Here is a 20,312-nt window from a genome sequence, read left to right on the forward strand (position 1 = left end):
CAGCGGGGATAAATCCCCTCGCCACAGATTCAGCTACTTCCTTGGGTTAACGGTATTACGGGCATGAACCGAGGCCTCAGGGCTTCCAGGCGTGCGCCAGGCTCGCCAGGGCGGTTGCGATGGCCGCCGGTGGGACCGCGGCGAAGCCCAGCACCAGCCCGCCGTGGATGGGCGTGGTGCTGCTGGGCAGCCAATAGCTGCTCAGGCCATTGACTTCGACCCCCGCCGCCGTCGCCTGGGCGATCAGCTCGCGCTCACGGGCCAGACTCTCCACCGGCACCGTGACATGCAGCCCGGCCACGACGGTTGGCAGGGTGCCGACCCCCGGAATGCCTTTGGGCCAACCGGCCAGCAACGCGTCACGCCGAGCCAGCGCGGCCCGGCGCATCCGCCTGATGTGACGCTGAAAATGCCCGGCCGCCATGAACTCGGCCATCACCGCCTGGGTGCTGACTTCCGAATGACGCACGTCCACGGCCCGACGCCGGGCGAAGGCATCGACCAAACCCGCAGGTAGCACCAGATAACCGAGGCGCAGGGCCGGGAACGCCACTTTGCCGAACGTCCCGACATAGAGCACGCGCCCTTGGCGATCCAGGGCCGCCAACGGCGCCAGCGGCGCACCGCTGTAGCGGTACTCGCCGTCGTAGTCGTCCTCAACGATCCAGCCGTCGTTGCGTTCGGCCCAAGCCAACAGCTCCAGGCGCCGCGCAAGGCTCATGACGACCCCGGTCGGGTATTGATGGGACGGCGTCACGTAGGCCAGCCGGCAATGGCTCAACGCACTGAGCGCCGTGCAATCCAGGCCATCGCCATCCACTGCTACGCCCCTCACATCGGCACCGGCCACGGAGAACGCATGCCCGGCCGCACGATAGCCCGGATTTTCCACCGCCACGACGTCGCCAGGGTCCACCAGCAACTGTGCACAAAGGCTGATGCCCTGCTGCGCGCCACTGGTGATCACAATTTGCTCAGCGGTGCACGACAAGCCGCGAGAGCTGCGCAGGTAGGCCGCGATCAGGCCGCGCAAGCGCGCATCCCCCTGGGAGTCTCCGTAGCACAGCTGTTGCAGATCGGGCTTGCGCCAGAAAGCCGCATTCAGCTTGGCCCAGACGTCGAACGGGAACAGGTCGAACGCCGGGACACCCACCCGAAACGCCCGCGGCGGACCGCTGGGAGGCTGGGCCAAATGGTGCTTTTCGACCCGCTCCAATCCACCACTGTGGATAACTTTACTGGATGGAAGCACAGGTAAATCCAGCCAATCTGTGGATAAATCCGTGGATAAGCCTGTTGACAACCCTGTGGATACTTTTGTGGATATGTTTTTCGGCGCCGGCTCTTTCTCGAAGGCACGCGTTCCATTGTGGGAGCGAGCTTGCTCGCGAAGCGGCCACCTCGATCCCGGCGAGGACAACTGCGCCACATAGGTACCGTCCCCCACCCGCCCCTCGATGAATCCCTCGGCGTACAGTTGATCGTAGGCCCGTACCACGCTGTTGCGGGAAATCGACAAGGCCGCCGCCAGGTCGCGGCTGGCCGGCAGGCGCGTGCCGCTGGCCAGGCGTCCGTCCAGCACCCGCGCCCGCAACGCCTGGTAGAGCTGGCGGCTGAGCCCCTGGCGGCGATCCAGCTCGATGCCGGCCGGATTGAACGACAGCGGCGGTACGGCGTTGCTCATGATGACCCTCGCAATGGACCTATCGAATTGGTCTGAAGTGGCTCTTACAACAGACCAATAGCCTGCCTAGGATGCTCCCATTCGCCAAGGAAAAACATCATGTACAACCCCAAAGCCTTTGCCGTCGAAGACCTGCCCCAATTGCACGGGATGATGGCCGAATGTCGCCTGGCCTTGCTGGTCACCCACGGCGAGCAGGGCCTGCAGGCCAGCCACCTGCCGTTGCTGCTGGACCCGCAGCAAGGGCCCAACGGCAGCCTCTACGGGCACATGGCCCGGGCCAACCCGCAATGGCGCGACCTCGAAGCCGGCGCCGAAGCGCTGGTGATCTTCGCTGGAGCCGATGCCTACGTCAGCCCGGCGTTCTACCCAGGCAAACACGAGCACAGCAAGGTCGTGCCCACCTGGAACTACCAGGCCGTGCACGCTTATGGCCGCGCCGAGGTGTTCAGCGACGCGACGCGGCTGCGCAAACTGGTCAGCGACCTCACCGACCGCCATGAATCGGGGCGCACGCAACCATGGCGCCTCGACGATGCACCGGTCGAGTACATCGACAGCATGCTCAAGGCCATCGTCGGCTTCGCCCTGCCCCTCCAGCGTCTGGAAGGCAAGCGCAAGCTCAGCCAGAACCGCAGCCCGGCGGATGCCGCCGGGGTACGCCAGGGGCTCGCCGCCAGCCCCGATCCACAGGACCAGAATGTCGCCCGCCTGATGTCCGTCTTTTCGCCCAAGGAGTGAACATGAGCCTCATCCAGATCCGCCCCGTGACCGCTGACGACCACGCCGCCTGGCTGCCGCTGTGGCGGGCCTACCTGACGTTCTACAACACACAGCTGCCGGAGGCGGTCAGCCACAGCACCTGGCAACGCCTGCTCGATGAGCGCGAGCCGACCCACGGGGCCCTGGCCTGGCGCGACGACACCGCCATCGGCCTGGTGCACTTCATTTATCACCGCTCGAACTGGAGCATCGAGAATTCCTGCTACCTGCAAGACCTGCTGGTAACCCAGCAGAGCCGTGGCACCGGCGTCGGTCGGCAGTTGATCGAGTTCGTCTACACCACCGCCAAGGCCGATGGCTGCTGCAAGGTGCATTGGCTGACCCATGAAACCAACGCCACCGCGATCCAGCTCTACGAGCGCATCGCCGAACGCCCCGGTTTCATCCAATTTCGCAAAGCCTTGTAAGGAGCGCCGCATGTTGACTTCACTGGCCGACTGGAAAGGCGCCCCGACGCCGTCCACCCAACTGATCGAAGGGCGTTTCATCCGCCTGGAAAAACTTGACCCGGCGCGCCATGCCGACGGTTTGTGGCAGGCGCTCGAAGGCCCGGGCGCCGATCCGAAGCTCTGGGACTACCTGCCCTACGGTCCCTTTTCCGAGCGCCAGGCGTTCGATGCCTGGCTGGACAACCATGCCGCCCACCTCGACCCGTACTTCTTCACGGTGATCGACCGCGCCAACGAGCAGGTGCAAGGCATTCTCAGCCTGATGTCCATCGTTCCAGCACAAGGCCGCATCGAGATCGGCCATGTGACATTCGGCGCCGCGATGCAGCGCTCGCCGAAGAGCACCGAAGCGGTCTACCTGCTGGCCCGGGAAGCCTTCGCCCTGGGTTATCGGCGTCTGGAATGGAAATGCAACAACGCCAACGCCCGCTCCCGGTATGCGGCCGAACGGCTGGGGTTCACGTTTGAAGGGGTGTTCCGCCAGCACATGGTGGTCAAGGGGCAGAACCGCGATACCGCGTGGTACTCCATGCTGGATTCGGAGTGGCCGGTGATCGGCGCGGCGTTCGAACAATGGCTCAGCGACGAAAATCAGCGCGAAGGCGGCCAGGTGCGCAGCCTGGCGCAATGTCGCTCGGCGTGATGAGTGAACGAGGATCGCCACCGCGCCTCGGTTCGCGGTGGCGATCGATCAAGGACGATCAGGACTCAGGCGGCTTCCTCGTGGCCAGGAACGGCTTGAGCACCTCGGGTGTCACGCCGCTTCGGGCATACGGCCAGGCCCATTGCGGGATGGCCCCATGGGCACTCACATAGCTGGCGAAATCCAGCCGGCTTTGCCCCGCAAGGCTCGCTGAAAAATCGAAGTTGTAGAGGAAGTACTGGGCCTGCCGTTCGGTCATGGCGTAGGCCCCCAGGATCAATCGGTGCGCCCGGCCCTCATCATTGACTAGACTGTCGATCAAGGCACCGGTGAGCGCCGACTCGCTGTCGAGCGAACCTGGCCGTCCCAGCGCGAAACGGATGTTGTCGTCACTGAACTGCGGCCCGATCAAGTCATGCCAGATAGCCCTGGCGCCATCACGGGTAATCCCGCGCATCGAGCGAATGGAGACCCACAGGTTCGGCCGGTTGAACAGGATCGCCACCCGGCTGTTGGACAGCGGCTGCCCTGGCATCGCGAACAACCTGGCGACCGCCGACAGGTCACTGTCCTTGAAGTACCGCACCTCTTGGAGAAAGCCGAAAAAGTCCAGCAAGGCCTGCCGATGCGTGAACAGGCTGTGCAGGTTCCAATCATCGAACGGCCGCATCCAGTTGATATCGATGGCACCGTACCTCGTCAGCTCGTCATAGTGACCACTGGCGTAATCGCCGATCAGCTGAAGGCGCGTGTTGGAAATGCTCGGGGTGCGTATCCATTGTGAAAGCAGGCTCACGGGGAACAGACCGCCCAGGTTGGAGGCGATCACCGGGGATTTGAGAAGAATATTTGCCCGCGCCTGCAACACAGGAAATCGCTCGAGCGCCACGGTGAGCAGGTCGACCAGGTCGTCGGCGCGGTCGTAGTAAATGTGTTGCTCCAGCAGGTCCGCGTCGTCATCCATGGGGTTGCCGGTCTCTTGCTCGTAGCGCCGCTTGGCCTTCTTCAAGTCTTCGCTATCCACCAGGTAGGCACCGTTGAGCGCCTCGTCGAGTTGCGTCTCGTTGAGGTGGCCATGCAGCGCCTCGTCATAGCGCACATAGGCCAGGCTGTTACGAGGGTGATGATCGGTCAGTTCCCGAGCCTTGATCCCGTATTCGAGCATGATGTGCACCACGTCCTGGGAGAACATCAGGTACTCATTGTTGAGCAGTTCGACAATCGCCGCGCGCTCGATGGGCGGCAGTAGTGTGTCCTCGAAGAAGGTCCGCAGGGCCTGATCGGTTTGCGTGTAGTACGGAACGCTGCTCAGTATCGGACGACCCGGCGCCCGCGGGGACAGGTAGCTGCCGATGTGTCGCAGCACCTCCGGTGGCAGGTCGGCGTTCCAGGCGTTGTTCAATGTTCGACGCGCCACGTCGTCGGCATACAGCTTGAGAAAATTCACCAGCGGTTGAAACAGGTTATGCGGGTTACCCGTGCCGTAGACAATCTGGCTCACATCAAAGACCGCGGCCTTGCCCATCAGATGTTCCAGCGAACGGGCATTGTCAGCGAGCGCTTGCTGCAGGCCGGTGGGCGGCGCTATCAGGTACTGGCCCATCTCCGGGTGGCGTTCGATGTAAGCGGCGGTTTCATTGCGCAGGCGCTGCATCGAGAAGGTTTGTGGCGACTGGCCCTCGTTCAACCCCCGGGCAACGGCATTGAAGAAGCAGTTGCCGTCCGGATCGAAGGTGACGTCGGTGTCGCCCGCCAATCGCAGCGAGTAGTGGTTTTCACCGGTGCGGATCAGCACGACGTCCGTGTCGGACCGCAGCGGATGCGTGCCAGTCGGATAGCCGCTTTCAACCTGGCCTGGGGTAAAGCGGATCGACCAGTCCCGTTGCCCTGGTCGTTGATCGATGATCAACAGGCTGCGATTTTGTGGCCAGCTTGGAAGGCGGGTGATGAGTGACGGGACCAGGTCCATGATCTCCACGTCCCACGCGTTGGGCGTGCGGATCAGGTTGGCCACGGCGCGAAGCGATGTCGAAGGTTGCTTAGGGGCTGACGGGCCCGGTTGGGGAGGTCCTCCGCTAGGGCGTTTGCCCCCTCCGCCCAGGCCAAAGCCCACGGCATGCCACTGCCCATCAGGCGCGCGGGCCACCGTGCTTCTCATCACGCCACTGGCGCGGATGTTCGACCCTGAAACCGGGTCGACGATGGTCGCCTCGATGGCCCCGAGCGGCGTATGGTCGTGCACCCGGAACACCACGCCGTCGGGTTGCTGCACATACACCCGGCGCGCGACGCTCCCCGTGGCGCTGTCGGTGATCGCGGGGCGATAGAAGCCCCGGGCATCGGCGGAAACCCCGCGCAGCACCGTGGTGTCCGCCACCGCATAGCGACGATAAAGCGCTGTTTCGAGGGGCAGGCCAAACGGCGCGCCAGCCTGGTTCTGACGGGCCGTAACTGCCAGGAACGAGGAGCCCCCTCGCACATTGAAGCTCACGCCACCGAGGCCGGTTGTCTTACGGGTGTTGGCCACCGCATGGACAAACGCCAGCGTCGTAGTGTTGGTGGGCACGGCACCGGTCTTGAGCACCAGCAAGCCGGTCCTGACGGCACGGGCCAGCATCTGAAAACCGGGGATCAACAGCAGGCCGGCCAGGTCCATGACGATTTCAACCGCCATCATCACCAGCCGCGCAGTGGTTTGCAGCCCGATGTCCCGGTTGCTGTTGGAGCGGTGGTCCGCATAGGCGCTTTGGAAATTGACGTGGGCGCGGTGAAAGTTCTCAAGCCAGTCACCGCTGATCAGCCAGCCACGGATCAGGGGCCGACCGCGGTGCTGCCCCAAGGCGCGCTTGACCTGCTCTTGATCGAGGGCGGAGATGCGCGAGCGGAAATAGGTGCGCCATTCTTCCTGTTGCAGCAGCCCGGTAATGCCATCGCTCAGGTCGGCAAACTCATGCAGGTCATTGCCCTCGGGGCTGTCTGGCAAATACACGCCCACGGTGCCCTTGATGTCAGACCCGGCCTGGTCTGAAAAGATCAGCGCACCGTCGATGCTCAGGGCATTGCGCGGCGTGTTGCCCTGCCCATCAACGCTGCCACCCAGGAGCAGCCCATGGACATGAACCCTGCGTCCACCCACCCAGGCCCGCTCGGCAACCGTGGGTGATTGCAGGACCGCCTCCAGCCAACTGGCCAGCAACTTTCGCGGATGGGCGGGCTTGGCGACCGGGTCGATCACCTTGGCCTTGAACACGGCGTCGCCCTGAAGCGATGCCTCATAGCCCTTGAACGCCAGGCTGGCCCGGTACGCCGCCTGCCAGGCCGCCTTGTAGCGTGGTTCATTCATGCGCTGGCGCAACAGGATTTCATAGTTGCCACCGGCGTCGATGCTCGTCGCCATGCTGGCCAGCTCGGGCCCGGTCACGGTGATCGAGAAGCCGCTGTCCGGGTGTCGGAGACGCTGGCCATGGCGGTCGATCAGGTAGACCGCCAGCACTTCGCGCATGGCGTTCGGGTATTGCGGCGCCCGCAGATTGTCGAGCATCAACTGAGTCAGACTGCTGGTGCGCGACTGCCTCGGGTTGGCCTTGTCGCCATAAGACAGCCTGACCTGCGTCCGGTCCGGGTCCACGTCGATGCGCGGGTGGAGGGTTTGCCGCAGGTACTGCTTGATCTTCTGTCGCGTGAATTGCACCAACGTCGGCACATCGCTGCCCAAGGCGTAGACGGCGTCGAACACCTGGGTTTCGAGACGACGATAGTGGGCCTGCTCGGCCGGTGTCGCGCGCTTGTAGAAAGCGGGACGCTGCCTCTCTATCAAGGCTTCCTGGCGGGCCGCCAGTGGCCCGGCCAACGACAACGATGGCAGGCCAAGGGCATCTTCGGTGAGCCGTGCAAAGTCACTCACCGCCACCGTGGCGTTCGCCGGCGCGTCCAAAACCTTTTCCAGCGCTGCGCCTTGCATCTGCAACAGGTCCGCGGCCGCCACCTCGAAAACGTGCCCGGACAGTTCGGTGGAAATGTCCTGGATCCTGCGTTCCTGGCCGTCAAGAAAGGGACGTACGCGGCTGACCAGGTCCTGGAATGCCTCGAAGCGCTGAAGCCCTCGCTCCAGGGAATACAGGAACAGCGATGGTCGGTCGGTAAACCTGATCACCATCGCCGCCGGCCACTTTTTCGGCTGCGCCGCGCCGTGGTCGAGCATGACCGCGTAGACATGAGGCACGGGGGCTCGCGACAAGCGGCTTCTGTCGGCCTGGGACGGGTGGGTGATGATGAGGTCCAGCAAACGGTCGTCATCGCTTTGCTGGATTCGCGCACTGTGGCTGGGCTGGGCGACAGGATCCCGATCGGCCTTGTACAGGTCGAACAGGTGCAGGAAACGTCGGCACAACAATTGCGCCAGGGCGGCTTGCGTGGTGGACGAGGCCGTCACGCCCAGGGACGCTTCCCAGTTCTGGCGCTGGCGAAAGCGCGCCAGTTCGTCACGGAACTCACGTTTCACCTGCTCGTTCGTGGGCGGGTGGGCGATATGGAACACCGTCTCCAGGGCCCGCAGCGTAGGCCCGTCCAGTGCGCCGGCAAAGAGGCTGTCGCCCTCCTCAAGGGAACCGGGGCGGGTGAAAAAACCGACGCCACCGTTGGCGAAGGCAGGTGCCGTGTCGGTCAGCAGGCTGTTGCGCAGCACCTGGGTGAAACGCTCTGATGACGTGAGGGTGCGCTCACCGCTCGGGCTCGTGGTGAAGCGGTTCACATAGCAGTGATCCGGCTCCAGGTTCGCCAGCAACGAGGGGCGAAAGGTCTGTGGGGCAATCCTGGCCTTGAGCAAGCTGACCAGCAGGTTTGCGATGACCGTGTCGAAGGTGGGAACGGCGGCGAACAAACGGGCCAGCTGTATTTGGTGGGTGTCCAGCAGGTCCAACTGCCTGAGTTGCTCCCTTGCCTGGGCGTCGGTCGCGTCCGACCGGGGGCCAGGCGACGCACTGCCCGGCTCATCGTTGGGAAAAATCGACATCTGAAGGATCCGGTTCTGATTGAAGAGTCCGGACCCTATCGCGCTGTTCGAGCCGCCATGGCGTACATATGTATGGGGGGCGGCTGAACCGGGAGGCAAGCGTAAGCTGATATGACCTTTGCAAGACCCACTGTGGGTGCAGGCTTGCTCGCGAAGCGGCCGGCGCGGCCTGACAAAGGCTGCGCGTTATCGTTCTTCGCGAGCAAGCTCGCTCCCACAGAGGATGGGGGGCAAAGCTCAGGCCAGCTTTTGCGCCAACACCGCAATGTGCTCCGGGCCGATCCCGCAGCAGCCGCCCAGATGACTGGCCCCACGTTTCTGCCAGTCTGCCGCCCATTGCAGGTAGCCCGGCGGATCGAGGTCGTCGCGCAGCGGGTCCAGACCGTCATTGGCGGTGGCTTCTTTCGGTTGCGGCGGAAAGGCGTTGGCGTAGGCACCCATGTTGATCGCCACCCCGAGGCGCTCGAAGGTCTCACGGGCGGCATCGATCGCCGCCCCGATCACTTCCGGCTGGCTGCAGTTGAACAGCAGTGCCTGGACACCCAGTTCGGCCGCGACCGCCGCGGCCTCCGCCACCGGCTCACCGGAACGCAGGCGCGGCACTTCGTCGGTGTCTTCATCTTTCAAGGTAAATGACAGCCAGAACGGCTTGCCGTCCTTCGGCAGCCCGGCGTGGATCGCCCGCGCCTCGACCGTGGAACTCTGGGTCTCGGCCAGCCACAGGTCGACATGGGGCGCCAGGCCGGTGACCAGGGGCGTCAGCAGCTCGCTGGCACGGGAGGCGTCGAACAGGTCGGGCCGATAGGAACCGAACAACGGTGGCAGCGAGCCGGCCACCCGCACCGCTTTGCCGGATGCCAGCACGGCCCGTTGCGCCAACGCCCCCGCCAACGCGGCCAACGCCTGGCCTTCGGCGGCGAAACGCGCCTCGCCGATGTGAAACGGCACCACCGCGTAGCTGTTGCTGGTGATCACGTTGGCGCCGCTGGCGATGTAGGCCGCGTGCACGGCCTCCACGGCCTCGGGTGCTTCGCTCAAGGCCAGCGCCGACCACTCCGGCTGGCGGAACGGTGCGCCCCGGCGTTGCAGTTCGCGGCCCATGCCGCCATCGAGAATGACTGTCGTTGCTACGCCCATATGCGATTCACTCATAAGCTTATGAAAAATACTCACTACCGGAGTTGTTCTTATAACTATTTAATACGCAGCCATCGGCTGACTACAACTTATTTTTTACCCGGGACTGCACATGAAACTTCAACCTTTGTTGGCCCTGGGCCTGACCTTACTGGCCGCTTCATCGCAGGCGTTCGCCGGCGCCACCCTGGACCGCATCGAACAGAAAAAAGAGCTGGTCGGCGTGTTGATGGAAAGCTATCCACCCTTCTCGTTCCTGAACGAACAGAACCAGCTCGACGGTTTCGACGTGGACGTCGCCAAGGCCGTGGCCGAGAAACTGGGCGTGAAGCTGCGCCTGGAAACACCGTCCTGGGACGTGATCGCGGCCGGACACTGGAGCGGCCGGTATGACATCTGCATCTGCTCCATGACCCCGAGCAAGGCGCGCGCCGAGGTGTTCGACTTCCCGGTGCAGTACTACGCCTCGCCGGCGGTGATCGTGGTCAACGCCAAGGACGACAGCATCCATGGCGCCAAGGACCTGAGCGGCAAGAAAGTCGGCCTCACCAGCGCCTCCAGCTACGAAAGCTACCTGAACAAGAACCTGGTGATCGAAGGCGCCGAAGACACCCAGTTGAGCTACCCCTTCGACAATGTCCAGATCGCCCCGTACGACACCGACAACGTCGCGTTCCAGGACCTGGGCCTGGGTGCCGGCGTGCGCTTGGACGCGGTGCTGACCAACCTGGTGACCGCACAGCCACGCCTGACGCAGGACAAGCGCTTCAAACTGGCCGGCGAAGCGCTGTACGCCGAACCGAACTCGGTGGCCATCGAAAAAGGCGATGCCCAGTGGGACGCCAAGGTGCGTGAAGTCTTCACCCAGTTGAAACAGGACGGCACCTTGAGCAAACTCTCGCAGAAATGGATCGGCGCCGACATCACTCAATGACCTCTTTCCCGTCCCCTTCTCGGCCACCGCAACCGGTGGCCGAGTCGCGTCTGCAGAAAATCTTCGGTTTCCGCACCCGGCTATACCTGACCTGGGCCACGATGCTGGTGCTGTTCGCAAGCTTCTTCCTGAGCTTCGACCTGAAGTTTTCCATCATCCTCGACAAACTGCCGAACCTGCTGGGGCTGCACCTGGCCCCCAACGGTTTCCTGCAAGGGGCGGTGCTGACGCTGTTTCTGTGCCTGTGTTCGATCGTCGCCTCGTCGTTGCTCGGCTTCATCACCGCCCTGGCGCGCCTGTCCAGCAGTGCGGTGGCGTTCGGCATCGCCAGTTTCTATGCGTCGTTCTTTCGTGGCACGCCGCTGCTGATCCAGATCCTGCTGATTTACCTGGGCCTGCCACAACTGGGCGTGGTGCCCGGCGCCGTCACCGCCGGGATCATCGCCCTGTCGCTGAACTACGGCGCCTACCTGAGCGAAATCTTCCGCGCCGGCATCGTGGGCGTTCCCCACGGCCAGCGCGAAGCGTCCCTGGCGCTGGGCTTGAGTGAAACCGTGATGTTCTGGCGCGTCACCCTGCCCCAAGCCATGCGCACCATCATCCCGCCCACCACCAACCAGTTCATCTCCATGCTCAAGGACTCCTCCCTGATCTCGGTGATGGGCGTCTGGGAAGTGATGTTCCTGGCGCAGTCCTACGGGCGCTCCAGTTATCGCTACATCGAAATGCTCACCACGGCAGCGATCATCTACTGGCTGATGTCCATCGCGCTGGAACTGATCCAGGCGCGGATGGAACGGCATTATGGGAAGGCGTATCTCAAGCGCGGTTGACGTTGCGCGGCGGGTCAAACCGATGGATCCGAGGATGCTGTAGGGCAAAGCTGCGGATCCTGGAGGCCAATGCGCAAATGCGTAAATGGCTTTATGAGTGGCCTACAGATTTCATCCGGTGTGTCTTGCTCCTGACTCGGAGTTGGCTGGCATCACGCTTCGGGCTGCGTTTTTACAGTGTGGACTCTGTTCATGAGGGTCCACACCGATGCCTATCCAACCTTTGTACGCTCCCCACTGCCTTGCGCTGGCGATTGCCCTGGCGCTCGGCCACGCCGACGTTTCAATGGCTCAATCAACCGCCGAAGGCGTTGCGTCGCCAGCCTCCGAAACCGCCGCCCAGATGCAGGCTCGCCTCAAGGCCTTCGCCAATGCGCCGCTCACACACCGCGACAAGATCACCCAAGAGGTCACCCTGGAAAAAGGCGACGACAACGATTGGGTCATCGTGAGCGACGGCGGCAAACTCATCGGCCCGAGCGAGGGTGGAGGCGGCATCAACGTCTTGCAACTGGATACCGGCGCGGGAGGCCTGCTGGACGAAGTCCGAAACTTCCAGGACTTGCATGTCAGACAGGGAGAATGGACGAACACCGTGAGGTTCGACGGCAAAAGCCTGGTCGAACCGAAAGCCAGCCTGATCAACACCGGGCATATGGGCGGCGAGGTACAGGTGCTGGGCAAGTTTGATAACTCAGGCACTGTGGAGGGGCCTGTGTTCGTGAAGGCCAAAGGCAGGTTCAGCGGCGCCGGAACGGTCGAATCGCTGAACGTAGCGGGTGAGCTGGTGGTCAACCCGCAGAACGGCGCCCCAACGGTTACCAGGAACCTGGCGCTGTCGAAGAGCGCAACCCTGGTCTATGGCGTCAACACCGAGGGTGGCAGCGCCACGATCAAGGTCGGTGGTGTCGCGACACTGGGCAACGCGACCCTGAAGGTCGTCACCGCACCGGGCGAATACGTGGGCAGCAGCCAGCATGTGGTGATCGATGCGAAGCAGGTCGTGGGGAAATTCGCAAAGGTAGACAGCGACCTGGCATTCATGACGGTGACACCTGACTACTCTGCCGAAACCCAAGTCAGCCTGACCTATGCCCGCAACGACGTACCGGTCACGCAGGTGGTGACGACTGAAAACGGGCAATCGTTTGTGGAGGCTATTGAAGACCTGCAGCAGGTCAAACCGACAGCACCCGAGCCTACCGCAGTGCCCAGCGTTGCCCAGGCGGCGGTCCAGCCGGAAACAGCAACAACGGCAGATCCGCTTGTCGCCCCCCTGCAACCCATCGCTCAAGCCTCCGTCGACCCAGCACAGACAGACACCCCGGAGTCAAAACTCAACACCGCCATCAACGCCCTGCTCGGTACCAACCTGACGATCGCTGCCGACGCCATCGATCAGTTGGCGGGCTATGACGCGGCCGACCTGGGCAGCGCCACCCTGAGCAGCATCGCTCCCATCAGCACCGGGATGCTCGCGGCCATGGGCCAGAACACTCTGCAAGGCACCGATGGCAACGGTCAGGTCTGGATCCAGGCCATTGGCAACAGCGGGCGCATTGGCAAGCACCTGGATGACTTCGCCCTGAAGCATTCGACTACAGGCGTGCTGTTGGGGACCGATTGGGCAATCAGGCCGACTTGGCGGCTGGGAATCGCCGGTGGCAAGAGCGAGACGCGGCTGGACGGTCATCGATTCGATGGCCGGCTCGACAGCTGGCACGTGGGCGCCTACGCCCTGCGTCAGGACGGACCGCTGGCGCTGCGCCTGGGCGCGGTGTATGGCAGCCACGACGGCGGCACCAAGCGCCACGTTGCCTTCAACGGCTTCAGCGATCGCCTCAAGGGGCGGTACGATGCCACGACACAGCAGGTCTTTGGGCAAGTCGGCTACAACCTGGATGTCGGCCATTTCGATGTCGAGCCCTATGTCCAAGTGGGCTACCAGCGCTACCAACGCGATGACTTCAGAGAGAAAGGCGGTGACGCCGCGCTGCATTACGAGCGCCAGGCCCAAGACCATTACAACAGTGACCTGGGCCTGCACCTGACCCGCCCCTTCGTGCTTGACCAGGGCGCGCGACTGACACCCCGCCTGAGCGTCGGCTGGAAGCACACCTATGGCGACCTGCGCGGCCACTCCCGTCAACGCCTAGTCGGTGGCGGCAAGACCTACACCGTCGACGGCATCGAGTTGGACCGCGATAGCCTGCTCCTGGAAGCTGGGCTGGACCTGACGGTTTCGCCACGCCACACAGTGGGGCTCAGCTACAAGGGTGAAACCGGCCAGGACAACCGCAACGGTGCAGTAATGGGGCAATGGCGAATGATGTTCTGACTAGCTTAGTGACAGCGCCGCAATCTTTGTGGGAGCGGGCTTGCTCGCGAAAGCGTCGGTACATCCGACATTTGTGGTGGCTGTCACACCGCCTTCGCGAGCAAGCTCGCTCCCACCGGGGCCGCGAAAAATCCAGGCAAAAAAAAGGGGAGCCCATGCCCCCCCGAGGTTAAAACGCTGGATCGAGGCTGTTAATTCAGCCTTCGATCTCGATCAGGATCTCGCCCGGATTGACCCGGTCGCCCTTGGCCACATGAATGGCGGTGACCTTGCCGGCGATAGCCGCCTGCACTTCGGTTTCCATTTTCATGGCTTCGGTGATCAGTACGGCTTGACCGGCCTTGACCACATCACCCTCCTTGACCAGCACATCGACGATGTTGCCCGGCATGGTGGTGCTGACGTGGCCTGGCGCGGTGGCTTGATTGCGCTTGCTGCCGCCACCGCCGACAAACTCGTTGAGCGGTTCGAACACCACTTCTTCCGGCATGCCGTCGATGGACAGGTAGAAGTGGCGCTTGCCTTCGGCCTTCACGCCGACACCGGTGATGTCCACACGGTAGGTTTCGCCGTGGACGTCGATGACGAACTCGGTCGGTACGCCTTCGCCGCCGACCGAGCCCACGCTGCCCGCTTCAGGAATGGGCAGCAGGACCTCGGGCGTCAGGCTGCCGGCTTCGCGCTCTTCGAGGAACTTGCGGCCGATGTCCGGGAACATGGCGTAGGTCAGCACGTCCTCTTCGGACTTGGCCAGCGCGCCGATCTCGCCCCGCAGCTTGGTCATTTCCGGCTTGAGCAGGTCGGCCGGGCGCACATCGATCACGTCTTCGCTGCCGATGGCCTGGCGGCGCAACTTCTCGTTCACCGCCCCCGGTGCCTTGCCGTAGCCGCCCTGCAGGTACAGCTTCACTTCGTTGGTGATGGTCTTGTAGCGCTCACCGGCCAACACGTTGAAGAACGCCTGGGTACCGACGATCTGCGAGGTCGGGGTCACCAGCGGCGGGAAGCCAAGGTCTTCACGCACCCGCGGGATCTCCGCCAGCACTTCGTTCATACGGTTCAACGCGCCTTGCTCTTTCAACTGGTTGGCCAGGTTGGAAATCATCCCGCCCGGCACCTGGTTGACCTGCACGCGAGTGTCCACGGCGGTGAACTCGCTTTCGAACTGGTGGTACTTCTTGCGCACGGCGTAGAAGTACAGACCGATCTCCTGCAACAGCTCCAGGTCCAGGCCGGTGTCGAATTCGCTGCCCTTAAGGGCCGCGACCATCGATTCGGTGCCCGGATGGCTGGTGCCCCAGGCGAAGCTGGAGATCGCGGTATCGATATGGTCGGCGCCGTTTTCCACCGCCTTGAGCTGGCACATCGCAGCCAGGCCGGCGGTGTCGTGGGAGTGGATGAACACTGGCAACGACTGCTCGCTCTTGAGCGCCTTGACCAGCTCGCCGGTGGCGAACGGGGTCAGCAGACCGGCCATGTCCTTGATCGCCACCGAGTCGCAACCCATGGCTTCCATTTGCTTGGCCTGGGCCACGAAGGCCTCGATGGTGTGCACCGGGCTGGTGGTGTAGGCGATGGTGCCCTGGGCGTGCTTGCCAGCGGCTTTCACCGCCTCGATGGCCACCCGCAGGTTACGCACGTCGTTCATCGCGTCGAAAATGCGGAACACATCGATGCCGTTGACGGCGGCCTTGGCAACGAACGCCTTGACCACGTCATCGCTGTAATGGCGGTAACCCAGCAGGTTCTGGCCGCGCAGCAGCATTTGCAGGCGGGTGTTGGGCAAGGCCGCGCGCAATTGGCGCAGGCGCTCCCACGGGTCTTCCTTGAGGAAGCGTACGCAGGCGTCGAAGGTGGCACCGCCCCAGACTTCCAGCGACCAATAGCCGACTTTGTCGAGCTTGTCGCAGATCGGCAGCATGTCTTCGGTGCGCATGCGGGTGGCAAGCAGCGATTGGTGAGCGTCGCGCAGGATTGTGTCGGTAACGTGGATCTTCTTGGACATTGTCATGATTCCTTACAGGCCTGCGTGGGCGGCAATGGCGGCGGCGATGGCCAGGGCCAGCTCTTCGGGTTTGCGCTTGATCGAGTAGTTGGTCAGTTCAGGATGGCTTTCGACGAAGCTGGTATTGAACTGGCCGCTGCGGAATTCCGGATTGCGCAGGATCTCCTGGTAGTACGCCGCGGTGGTCTTGACCCCCTGCAGACGCATGTCATCCAGGGCCCGCAGGCCTCGGTCCATCGCTTCTTCCCAGGTCAATGCCCAGACCACCAGTTTCAGGCACATCGAATCGTAGAACGGCGGAATGGTGTAGCCGGTATAGATCGCCGTGTCGGTGCGCACGCCGGGGCCGCCGGGGGCGTAGTAACGGGTGATCTTGCCGAAGCTGGGCAGGAAGTTGTTCTTCGGGTCCTCGGCATTGATACGAAACTGCAACGCAAAGCCGCGGTGCTGGATGTCTTCCTGCTTGACCGACAGCGGCAACCCGGACGCGATGCGGATCTGCTCGCGCACGATGTCGATGCCGGTGATCTCTTCGGTGATGGTGTGTTCGACCTGCACCCGGGTGTTCATCTCCATGAAGTACACCTCGCCCTCGGCGAGCAGGAACTCCACGGTGCCGGCATTCTCGTAGCCTACGGCCTTGGCGGCGCGTACCGACAGGTCGCCGATGTAGGCGCGCTGCTCGGGGGTCAGTTGCGGGCTCGGGGCGATTTCGATCAGCTTCTGGTTGCGGCGCTGGATCGAGCAGTCACGCTCGAACAGGTGCACCACGTTGCCGAAGCTGTCACCGAGGATCTGCGCCTCGATGTGCTTGGGGTTGACGATGCACTTTTCCAGGAACACTTCCGCCGATCCGAACGCCTTGGTGGCTTCGGAGATCACCCGCGGGAACGCCTGTTCGAGTTCTTCGCGGCTGTTGCAACGACGGATACCGCGCCCGCCGCCACCGGACGTGGCCTTGAGCATCACCGGGTAACCGATGCGGTCTCCTTCGCTGAGCGCTTCCTCGATGCCCGACACGTTGCCTTCGGTGCCGGGCGTGACCGGCACACCGGCCTTGATCATGCTGCGGCGCGCTTCGGTCTTGTCGCCCATGCGGCGAATGACTTCCGCCGCCGGGCCGATGAATTTGATTCCGCGTTCGGCGCAGATGTCTGCCAGTTCGGCGTTTTCCGAGAGAAAACCGTAGCCGGGGTGCAGCGCATCGCAGCCGGTTTCCACCGCCAGGTTCACCAACTTGCGCGGGTTGAGGTAACCGGCCAGCGGATCGGCGCCGATGCTGTGGGCCTCGTCCGCACGCTTGACGTGCAACGCATGGCGGTCTGCGTCGGAGTAGACCGCGACCGAGCGAATGCCCATCTCGGCGCAAGCGCGCACGATTCGGACGGCAATCTCACCACGGTTGGCGATCAGGATCTTTGTTATCAATTGGAGGTTCCCTTGAGCCGGTGATACCACGGCCTGGGTCCCAGGCCGACGCGTGACCAGATGTAACAATTGGTCGCAGCTCCACACTAGTCCCGAGCGTTGATTAACAAAAATGAATATTTATTGGGTCACGCATAAGCAAAGACTTATAGTTGCGCTATCCGCCTTGGCCTCGAGTGTTTAGAGAATGCGTAAGTCATTGATGCGTATGACATTGCGTCAGTTGCAGATTTTCAATGAGGTGTGCGACCTGAGGTCCTACAGCCGGGCTGCCGACGAAATGTCTCTCACACAACCGGCCGTCAGCCTACAGATTCGATCCCTGGAAGAGCTGATCGGCCAGCCGCTGTTCGAGTACGTCGGCAAAAAACTCTACATGACCGAAGCCGCCGAAGCCTTGCAACGCGCCAGCCGGGACATCTTCGGGCGCCTGGAAAACCTCGACATGCAGCTGTCGGACATGCAGGGTTCGCTGCAAGGCCAGTTGAAGCTGGCGGTGGAGTCCAGCGCCAAATACTTCGTCCCGCACCTGTTCGCCGCGTTCAAGCGCCAGCACCCGGAGGTCAACCTGAGCCTCACGGTAGTCAATCGCGGCCAGGTCATCCGGCGGCTTTCAGACAACCGCGACGACGTGGTGATCATGTCCATGGTGCCCCAGGACATGGGCCTGGAGTTCCTGCCGTTCCTCAACAACCCGATTGTCGCCGTCGCGCCCCCGGACCATCCGCTGTGCCACATGGGCCCCCTGCGCCTGCAGGACCTGGAGCCCTACACACTGCTGCTGCGCGAGCCGGGCTCAGGCACGCGGCTGGCTTGCGAGGAATACTTCAAGGAAAAGCGGGTGCATTTCACCCAGACGCTGGAGGTCGCTTCGGCCGAGGCTCAGCGCGAATGCGTGGTGGCCGGGCTGGGCGTGGCGCTGTTGACGCGCCACGCCGTGAGCCGGGAACTGTCGTCCGGCGCACTCGTCGAGCTGCCGGTGGAGGAACTGCCGCTGTACCGCAGTTGGTGCCTGGTGCAGGCCCGGGCTAAACGCCTGTCACCCGTGGCGCACGCCTTCCTGGCGTTCGTGCGCGGCGAACGCGCTCAGATCAGCGCCCTGGTTGAGCGTTTCGACGGGAAGCCGCCGGCGTTGCCTGCCAGTAATTGAATTCTGCGGCGTCAGGGAATTCGCTGATTTCAGCCAGGAGCTGGCGCTGTTCGTAGCGGTCTTCGATCGCACGACGAAACGCCATGCGGCGCTGGTCTTCTTGCTGACGACGGGTTTTGACGGCGCTGCGTTCTTCGTAGGACTGGGTCATATCGAGACTCCCAAGACGTATACGGGAGCTTTACGATGCAGGCACGGGATGACCGTTTGGCGGCGCGTGGATGACAGAACAATGAATTCGGAGCGACCACCGCCCTGTGGTGAGCACGCCTGCGCCTGGCCACAGAAGCTTCGGCCCTCAGAACTCAGTCATCCAGCGCCTTCACCGACTTGGGCGACAAACGCAGGCTGCGCAAACTGCGCTTCACGCTCTTGAGATGATTGACCAGGCTCGGCCCGCGGGCCATGGCAACGCCCATCGCCAACACGTCGATTACCACCAGGTGGGCGATGCGCGAGGTCAACGGGGTGTAGATTTCGGTGTCTTCGTGCACGTCGATTGCCAGGTTCACCGTGGAGAGTTCCGCCAGGGGCGTCTGGCTCGGGCACAAGGTGATCAGCGAAGCGCCGCTCTCGCGCACCAGGTTGGCGGTGATCAGCAAGTCCTTGGAGCGTCCCGACTGCGAGATGCAGATAGCAACGTCGGTGGGTTTCAAGGTCACGGCCGACATCGCCTGCATGTGCGGATCGGAATAGGCCGCCGCCGTCAGCAGCAGCCGGAAAAACTTGTGCTGGGCATCGGCGGCCACCGCGCCTGACGCGCCGAAGCCATAAAACTCCACGCGCTGGGCCTGGGACATCGCCGTGACGGCTTTCTGCAAGGCCACAGGGTCGAGCTTCTCGCGCACCTCCATCAAGGTGTGGAGGGTGGTGTCGAAGATTTTCAGGCTGTAGTCGGCGACCGAATCGTCTTCGTGGATCGCAAACTGGCCGAAGCTGGCACCGGCCGCGAGGCTTTGCGCCAGCTTCAGTTTCAGGTCCTGGAACCCCGAGCAGCCGATGGCCCGGCAGAAGCGCACGATGGTCGGTTCGCTGATGCCTACGCTGTGGGCAAGGTCTGCCATGGAGCTGTGCATGACGGCCGCAGGGTCGAGCAGCACGTGATCGGCGACCTTCAGCTCCGATTTGCGCAGCAGGTGGCGTGACTGGGCGATGTGTTGCAACAGGTTCAAAGGGCTGGACTCTTGTTATTGGCAGGTGCCGGGATGTAGCAAGCTTGTAGTTATACTACAAGAATTGGCTTTTTGCCTGCCCTAAACGTAACTGAATCACCGCGCTGCGCCTTTGTTTTAGCCGAAGATCCCCGATGTAGCCACCTAAGCGTGGCGCCGCGCGATCGCCTGGCGGCGGTTCCGCCCGTCCCTGCGCTGCCGACCGTCGCTCACGCGGTTAACGGTCAACTGTCTAGTTGCAAGTTACTGTATTGGCCTGGAAGTTTACTGCGTCGATTAAAGCCCGAATAAATCAACTTACAAATGAAACAGCCTGGGTGATTTCTCATTCTTGGTCGGATGTTATATTGAGTCCGCAGGAAGCCAATACATTCTCAAAGGAGTGACACCATGAACATTAAAACCAAAGACTGGACCGCACACATCAACCGCACGCCCGGCGACGCTTTCTTCCGTACCAAGGGCACCGTTACCGTGCCCCACGCCGGCGTTACACCGAAGCTGGAGCGCAGCCAGGTACAAGACAAATCCTTCGACCTGCGCCTGGAGTTGAAACTTGAAACTTCTGACGGCATGCATTTGCAAGTCATTACCGACAAACCTGTCGAATATAAAGTCAGTGGCAATTCCAATGTAACCGGCGTCAGTATTTTCTACGAAGGCGAATTATTGCACCATATCGATAACGTTCTGATTACCGATTAAAAAACAGCGCTTCCTGACTTCCCACCAACTTAATAAAGGG

Annotated in this window: 15 protein-coding genes; 8 read left to right on the top strand and 7 right to left on the bottom strand. The window is 62.7% G+C overall.

The features are described from left to right. Nucleotides 1-76: 76 nt before the first annotated feature. Complete coding sequence (locus KI241_RS27205) at nucleotides 77-1,684, bottom strand: PLP-dependent aminotransferase family protein (RefSeq protein WP_212803173.1); 1,608 nt, start codon at nucleotides 1,682-1,684, stop codon at nucleotides 77-79. A 99-nt stretch (nucleotides 1,685-1,783) separates the two neighbouring features. On the opposite strand from KI241_RS27205, the gene KI241_RS27210 reads away from it, so the two are divergent. From KI241_RS27210 to KI241_RS27220, 3 genes are read left to right on the top strand one after another with little or no spacing between them, the layout of a single operon-like run. Next, nucleotides 1,784-2,425, top strand: a complete 642-nt coding sequence (locus tag KI241_RS27210) for an FMN-binding negative transcriptional regulator (RefSeq protein ID WP_212803174.1) — start codon at nucleotides 1,784-1,786, stop codon at nucleotides 2,423-2,425. 2 nt (nucleotides 2,426-2,427) lie between these two features. Further along, nucleotides 2,428-2,874: a GNAT family N-acetyltransferase gene (locus KI241_RS27215; protein WP_212803175.1), complete on the top strand. Its 447-nt coding sequence runs from the start codon at nucleotides 2,428-2,430 to the stop codon at nucleotides 2,872-2,874. A 10-nt stretch (nucleotides 2,875-2,884) separates the two neighbouring features. After that, the gene (locus KI241_RS27220) at nucleotides 2,885-3,559 is read left to right on the top strand and encodes a GNAT family protein (protein ID WP_212803176.1); all 675 of its coding nucleotides are present in this window, start codon (nucleotides 2,885-2,887) and stop codon (nucleotides 3,557-3,559) included. Nucleotides 3,560-3,617: 58 nt separating this feature from the next. Here KI241_RS27220 and KI241_RS27940 read toward each other — a convergent pair whose 3' ends face one another. Together KI241_RS27940 and KI241_RS27230 are read right to left on the bottom strand one after the other, a co-directional pair. Continuing rightward, nucleotides 3,618-8,570 carry an OTU family ubiquitin thioesterase gene (locus KI241_RS27940; protein ID WP_244868251.1) on the bottom strand — a complete coding sequence of 1,651 codons (4,953 nt, stop codon included), beginning with the start codon at nucleotides 8,568-8,570 and terminating at the stop codon, nucleotides 3,618-3,620. Nucleotides 8,571-8,807: 237 nt separating this feature from the next. Then, nucleotides 8,808-9,707 (bottom strand): homocysteine S-methyltransferase family protein, encoded by a 900-nt coding sequence (locus KI241_RS27230; protein WP_123579262.1) that lies wholly within the window; start codon nucleotides 9,705-9,707, stop codon nucleotides 8,808-8,810. Between the two features lie 112 nt (nucleotides 9,708-9,819). On the opposite strand from KI241_RS27230, the gene KI241_RS27235 reads away from it, so the two are divergent. The 3 genes from KI241_RS27235 to KI241_RS27245 all read left to right on the top strand — a co-directional run bounded on the left by KI241_RS27235 (nucleotide 9,820) and on the right by KI241_RS27245 (nucleotide 13,812). After that, on the top strand, nucleotides 9,820-10,641 hold the full coding sequence (locus KI241_RS27235; RefSeq protein ID WP_042730032.1) for an ABC transporter substrate-binding protein: 822 nt from the start codon (nucleotides 9,820-9,822) through the stop codon (nucleotides 10,639-10,641). After that, a complete protein-coding gene (locus tag KI241_RS27240; protein WP_042730031.1) occupies nucleotides 10,638-11,474 on the top strand; it encodes an amino acid ABC transporter permease in 837 nt (278 codons plus the stop codon). Before KI241_RS27235 ends, KI241_RS27240 begins: the two co-directional genes overlap by 4 nt. A 208-nt stretch (nucleotides 11,475-11,682) precedes the next feature. Further along, the gene (locus KI241_RS27245) at nucleotides 11,683-13,812 is read left to right on the top strand and encodes an autotransporter outer membrane beta-barrel domain-containing protein (protein WP_212803177.1); all 2,130 of its coding nucleotides are present in this window, start codon (nucleotides 11,683-11,685) and stop codon (nucleotides 13,810-13,812) included. A 196-nt stretch (nucleotides 13,813-14,008) separates the two neighbouring features. Here the strand turns inward: KI241_RS27245 and oadA are convergent, their stop codons facing one another. After that, entirely contained in the window at nucleotides 14,009-15,817 is a 1,809-nt protein-coding gene (gene oadA, locus KI241_RS27250) for a sodium-extruding oxaloacetate decarboxylase subunit alpha (protein WP_047735412.1), read from the bottom strand. A gap of 12 nt (nucleotides 15,818-15,829) precedes the next feature. Next, entirely contained in the window at nucleotides 15,830-17,245 is a 1,416-nt protein-coding gene (locus KI241_RS27255) for an acetyl-CoA carboxylase biotin carboxylase subunit (protein ID WP_042730028.1), read from the bottom strand. Nucleotides 17,246-17,432: 187 nt separating this feature from the next. On the opposite strand from KI241_RS27255, the gene KI241_RS27260 reads away from it, so the two are divergent. Next, entirely contained in the window at nucleotides 17,433-18,395 is a 963-nt protein-coding gene (locus tag KI241_RS27260; protein ID WP_047735410.1) for a LysR family transcriptional regulator, read from the top strand. Here KI241_RS27260 and KI241_RS27265 read toward each other — a convergent pair. Further along, a complete protein-coding gene (locus tag KI241_RS27265; protein WP_018613928.1) occupies nucleotides 18,337-18,546 on the bottom strand; it encodes a hypothetical protein in 210 nt (69 codons plus the stop codon). The genes KI241_RS27260 and KI241_RS27265 overlap by 59 nt on opposite strands. 154 nt (nucleotides 18,547-18,700) lie before the next feature. Further along, nucleotides 18,701-19,567, bottom strand: a complete 867-nt coding sequence (hexR, locus tag KI241_RS27270; RefSeq protein ID WP_003187110.1) for a transcriptional regulator HexR — start codon at nucleotides 19,565-19,567, stop codon at nucleotides 18,701-18,703. 390 nt (nucleotides 19,568-19,957) lie between these two features. Here hexR and KI241_RS27275 point away from each other — a divergent pair, with 390 nt between their 5' ends. Continuing rightward, nucleotides 19,958-20,272, top strand: a complete 315-nt coding sequence (locus KI241_RS27275; protein ID WP_212803178.1) for a hypothetical protein — start codon at nucleotides 19,958-19,960, stop codon at nucleotides 20,270-20,272. The last annotated feature ends 40 nt before the right edge of the window (nucleotides 20,273-20,312 follow it).

Origin of the sequence: Pseudomonas sp. Cab53 (genome assembly GCF_018325965.1) — a bacterium.
Lineage (GTDB): Bacteria > Pseudomonadota > Gammaproteobacteria > Pseudomonadales > Pseudomonadaceae > Aquipseudomonas > Aquipseudomonas chlororaphis_E.